A 1,399-nucleotide genomic window follows, 5' to 3' on the forward strand; every position below is an offset into this window, starting at 1 on the left:
GCAGCCTGCGCCGGCTCCGGTCGCGGCTCCTGCGCCCGCGCCGGAAGCCGAGCCTGAAACGCTGGAACTCGACGTGCCGGCCGCGCCGGCCCCGGCTCCGCTGACCCCGCCTGCCTCAGCGCCGGCGACGGCGAAGCCTGCGCCTTTCAGTCCGCAGCGTCCTGCCGCAGTGTTTTCGGATGAAGACCCTTCGCAGGACGAACTGCTGCTGGGTGAGGATGCGGCTGAAGAAGCGCCGGTTCAGCCCGCTCCGGCACCGCAGGCCGCGCCGCGCGTCGCCACCGGTGGCACGCTGTTCGAGCGGATGGCGGGCCTGACCCGCGGCGCCGACAAGGGCGCCGCCGCCAGCGATGAGGGCGCGCCGACGCCCGACATTCCGCGTTTCCTGAACCGTCAGAGCAACCAGTAATCGGCCGCGGGGTTCGCCCCGGGGCATACTGACAAGCGCGCCATCGGCTGCCATGGGCAACCGGGCGCGCTTTTTCTTTCGACATATTCCCTTGTCCCGCCTCCATCCGCTAAAGGGCTGTCTGTGAGACGTTATGACATATGGATTCTCCGCGGACTGCTTCTAGCGGGCACCGCGCTGGCGCAACCGGTTCTGGCGCAGCCCGCCCAGGTGCAGGCGATGCGTCCCTCCAGCGCGGAAAACCTCAACAATCATCTGGCACGGCTGGCGTCCAATCCGCGTGACGTGACGGCGCTGATCGGCGCGGGCGAGGCTGCGCTGGACATGGACGACGCGCGGGCGGCGGCGGGTTTCTTTGCCCGGGCCGACACGCTGGCGCCGAACAACGGCAAGGTGAAGGCGGGCCTTGGCCGCGTCATGCTGAAGAACCAGAACCCCGCCGAAGCGCTGCGCCTGTTCGATCAGGCGACGCGGCTGGGCTTTCCCGAAGCGACCCTGTTGTCCGACCGGGGCCTTGCCAAGGACATGACCGGCGATCAGGCGGGGGCGCAGCGCGACTATCAGGCGGCGCTCCAGCGGACACCGGACGATGTCGAACTCACGCACCGCTACGCCGCCTCGCTTGGCATTTCCGGCCAGGTCGACGCGGCGGAACGAGTGCTGAAACCGCTGCTCTACAAGAGCGACCGGGCGGCCTGGCGCTACCGGGCGTTCATCCTGGCGATGAACAACCGACAGGCCGACGCCAGGAAGATCGCGGAGCAGACCATGCCGTCGCAGCTTGCCACGGCGATCCTGCCCTATATGCAGAAAATGCCCTATCTGACCGCTGCCCAGAAGGCGGCGGCGGTGCATTTCGGGCATTTCCCGGCCAATGTCGGTTCGACCGTCGCCGCCATCACGCCCACGCCGCCCGCTTTCGCGTCCGCCACGCCTGCCGCACCGCCGGCCAGCCAACCCGCCGCCCGGACGCCGCCGCCGGCCCGATCC

Annotated in this window: 1 protein-coding gene and 1 pseudogene; both read left to right on the forward strand. The window is 69.5% G+C overall.

The genetic code is table 11. The annotated features are described in order from the left end of the window. Positions 1-409, forward strand: a pseudogene (locus tag A8G00_RS03330) (cell division protein FtsZ); the annotation flags it as partial. Between the two features lie 123 nt (positions 410-532). Next, positions 533-1,399, forward strand: an 867-nt coding sequence (locus tag A8G00_RS03335) for a tetratricopeptide repeat protein (protein WP_253257895.1), incomplete at its 3' end; no start/stop codon positions are given.

Origin of the sequence: Sphingobium sp. SA916, assembly GCF_002894065.1 — a bacterium.
In the GTDB taxonomy this organism is placed as follows: domain Bacteria; phylum Pseudomonadota; class Alphaproteobacteria; order Sphingomonadales; family Sphingomonadaceae; genus Sphingobium; species Sphingobium fuliginis.